This window comes from Acidovorax sp. KPB24-07 (assembly GCF_057543315.1).
Map to the genome: position 1 here is coordinate 1 of NZ_BAAJYS010000375.1, position 3,157 is coordinate 3,157.

Here is a 3,157-nt window from a genome sequence, read left to right on the forward strand (position 1 = left end):
GTAGGCGTCTTCGCGGAAGAGGTCTTGCGTGGCCAGCGTGGGGGTGGGGGTGGTCGCAGGGGGGGAGCGGTCGTCGGTCGTCATGGCCCGATGGTAACGGCGGCGCCTGCGGGAGCGCCCTCCGTGCGGCGCGCCGTGGGCGTGGCGTGCGCCGGCGTGCACACCGGCGCGGGCGGAAGGCCGCCCACCTCGGCGGGCGTGGCCACCGATTCGCCGGGCGGCAGCATGCGCGCCTGGCGCCAGCGGCCGAACCGGTAGTAGGCGATGGACATCAGCATGGCGCACAGCGCGCTGGCCGGAAAGCTCCACCAGATCGCGTCCGCGCCCAGCACCGGCTGCAGCCCGTACGCGATGGGCAGGCGGATGCCCCAGAGCGCCAGCCCGAGGATGATGAGCGGCGGCACCACCGCGCCCGTGGCCCGCACCACGCCCGACAGCACGAAGGTCACGCCGAAGAACAGGAACGACCCCACCGCGATGTGGTTCAAATGCCGGGCGGCTTCCAGCGAGGCGCTGCCCTCGGGCAAGAAGAGCGACAGCGCCATGCGGTCCAGCAGGATGAGCGGCGCGATCAGCGCGCCCGTGAGCAGAAAGTTGAACAGCGTGCCGCTGCGCGCCACGCCGTCCACCCGGTCCCAGCGGCCGGCCCCCACGTTCTGCGCCGCCATCGACGAGCACGCGGCGCCGATGGCCATGGCCGGCATCTGCACGTAGGTCCACAACTGCAGCGCCGCGCCATACGCCGAGGCCGTGACCACGCCCTGGGCGTTGACCATGCCCATCACCATGAGCATGGCCAGCGAGATCATCACCATCTGCACGCCCATCGGAATGCCCTTGACCACCAGCGCCCGCAGGATGGCGGGGTCAGGCACGAACAGGCGCCACTGCGCCCGGCCGATCCACAGCGGATGGCGCCGGTAGCGCAGCCAGGCCAGCAGTGCCGCGAAGCTCAGGGCATTGGCCACCAGCGTGGCCATGGCCGAGCCGGCGATCCCCATGCGCGGCAGCGGCCCCAGGCCGAAGATGAGCAGCGGGTTCAGCGCCGTGTCCAGCACCACCACCAGCAGCAGAAAAAGAAACGGCGTGCGCGTGTCGCCCGCGCCGCGGAGCACCGCCGACACGAACGCGAACAGGTACAGCAGCGGAATCGCCAGGAACAGCGTGCGCAGATAGGCCTCCGCCAGCGGCAATGCGTCGGCTGGCGTGCCCATCCAGCCGAGGATTTCGCGCGACAGCGGCAGCCCCACCAGCGCGATGAGCACCGAGGTGCCCCCGAAGAACGTGGCGCTGGTGCCCATCACGCGCTGGGCCTGCGCCAGGTTCCTGGCACCCATGGCCTGCGCCACGAGGATGGTGGCCGCCATGCCCACGCCGAACACGGCACCGATCAGCAGGAAGAGGATGTTGTTGGCGTTCGCCGTGGCCGTGAGCGCCGCCTCCCCCAAATAGCGCCCCACCCAGATGGCGTTGATGGAGCCGTTGAGGGACTGCAGCACGTTGCCCGCGAGGATGGGCAGTGCGAACACCAGCAGCGTGCGGCCGATGGGGCCTTGGGTCAGGTCGCGCGTGGGGGGCTTTGGCATGCGGCATGGTGCCAGCCGCCCGGGTGGCCCGGCTGTCGGCCGATGCCGGCACCCGCCATCAGAACCCCTGCAGCACGACCTTGCCGATGGCGCGGCCGCTTTCCACCAGCGCATGCGCCTGGCGCAGGTGGGCCGCGTCGATGCGCCCGCCGTCGGTGGTGAAGGTGCTGCGCAGGCGCCCGGCGTCCAGCAGGCGCGCCACTTCGGCCAGCAGCTCGCCCTGGCGGTGCAGGTCGGGCGTGCCGAACAGCGAGCGGGTGAACATCATTTCCCAGTGCAGCGAAATGCTCTTGCGCTTGAGCGGCATCACGTCCAGCGAGGGCATGTCGTCGATCACGGCGATCTGCCCCTGGGGCCGCACGCAGTCCACGTACTGCGCCATGTAGGCCGGTGTGTGGGTGAGGGCCGCCACATGGTCCACCTGCGGCACGCCCAGCGCGGCCAGTTGCGGGGCGAGCGGCTGGCGGTGGTCGATCACGTCGTGCGCGCCCATGTCCAGGCACCACTGGCGCGTCTCGGGGCGTGAGGCGGTGGCGATCACGCGCAGGCCGGTCAACTGGCGCGCGAGCTGGATCAGGATCGATCCCACCCCGCCCGCGCCGCCCACCACCAGCAGGGACTGGCCCGCCGCAGCGCCGTCGCCCGAGGGCACGCTCAGCCGGTCGAACAGGATTTCCCAGGCCGTGATGGCGGTCAGCGGCATGGCGGCCGCCTGCGCATCGGACAGCGTGGCAGGCGCATGGGCGGCGATGCGCGCATCCACCGTGTGCAGTTCGGCGTTGGAACCGGGGCGGTCGATGGCGCCGGCGTAGTACACCCGGTCGCCCACGGCGAAGCCCTGCACCGCGCTGCCCAGCGCCTGCACGGTGCCCACGGCGTCCCAGCCCAGCACCTTGGCCGCGCCGCCTTCGGGCGCCGCGCTGGCGCGCACCTTGGTGTCCACCGGGTTCACCGACACCGCGTGAACGCGCACCAGCAGATCGTGCTCGCCGGGGAGCGGCGCGGGAAGGTCCAGGTCCACCAGGGCTTCCGGGTGGTCGATGGCATGGGGGGCGTGGTAGCCGATGGCTTTCATGGGTGGCTTTCTCTGAAAAGAAATGGGAAAAACAGCGATGGATGCACTGTAGGTTGGCAAAATGGATTTGATAAGTCGGCTTGGATGCCTATCTCTTTCAAATGAAATTTGAAAATATCTCCGACCTGCGCGTGCTGGTGGAAACCGCCCGGGGCGGCAGCCTCACGGCTGCGGCGCGGGTGCTGGAAATCACGCCCGCAGCGGCCAGCGCCATGCTCAAGCGGCTGGAGGCGCAAGTGGGCGCGCGCCTGTTCGAGCGTTCCACCCGCGCCATGCGGCTCACCGACCAGGGGCAGACCCTGCTCGACTACGCGGCGCGGGCGCTCGAGCTGCTGGAGGAGGGCGCGAGCCAGGCGGCCTCGGAGGCCGGCGCGCTTCGCGGCACTGTGCGCGTGGCCGCGCCGTCGGACCTGTCGCGCAGCCTGCTGCTGCCGTGGTTCGACCGCTTCCTGCAGCAGCACCCGGGCGTGCACCTGGCCTTGTCGGTCAGCGACCG

At 70.8% G+C, this 3,157-nt stretch carries 3 protein-coding genes; 1 reads left to right on the forward strand and 2 read right to left on the reverse strand.

All coding sequences use genetic code 11. The features are described from left to right. Positions 1-80: 80 nt before the first annotated feature. On the reverse strand, positions 81-1,586 hold the full coding sequence (locus tag AC27IQ_RS21200; RefSeq protein WP_487090676.1) for an MATE family efflux transporter: 1,506 nt from the start codon (positions 1,584-1,586) through the stop codon (positions 81-83). Between the two features lie 58 nt (positions 1,587-1,644). Further along, positions 1,645-2,661 carry a zinc-binding alcohol dehydrogenase family protein gene (locus AC27IQ_RS21205; protein WP_487090677.1) on the reverse strand — a complete coding sequence of 339 codons (1,017 nt, stop codon included), beginning with the start codon at positions 2,659-2,661 and terminating at the stop codon, positions 1,645-1,647. A gap of 101 nt (positions 2,662-2,762) precedes the next feature. Between AC27IQ_RS21205 and AC27IQ_RS21210 the strand changes: the two genes are divergently transcribed. Further along, positions 2,763-3,157: LysR family transcriptional regulator (locus tag AC27IQ_RS21210; RefSeq protein WP_487090678.1), on the forward strand; the 395-nt coding region annotated here is incomplete at its 3' end.

Coding starts and splice junctions, on each gene's coding strand:
- AC27IQ_RS21200 (WP_487090676.1), bottom strand. CDS start 1,586: ATGCCAAAGCCCCCCACGCGCGACCTGACCCAAGGCCCCATCGGCCGC.
- AC27IQ_RS21205 (WP_487090677.1), bottom strand. CDS start 2,661: ATGAAAGCCATCGGCTACCACGCCCCCCATGCCATCGACCACCCGGAA.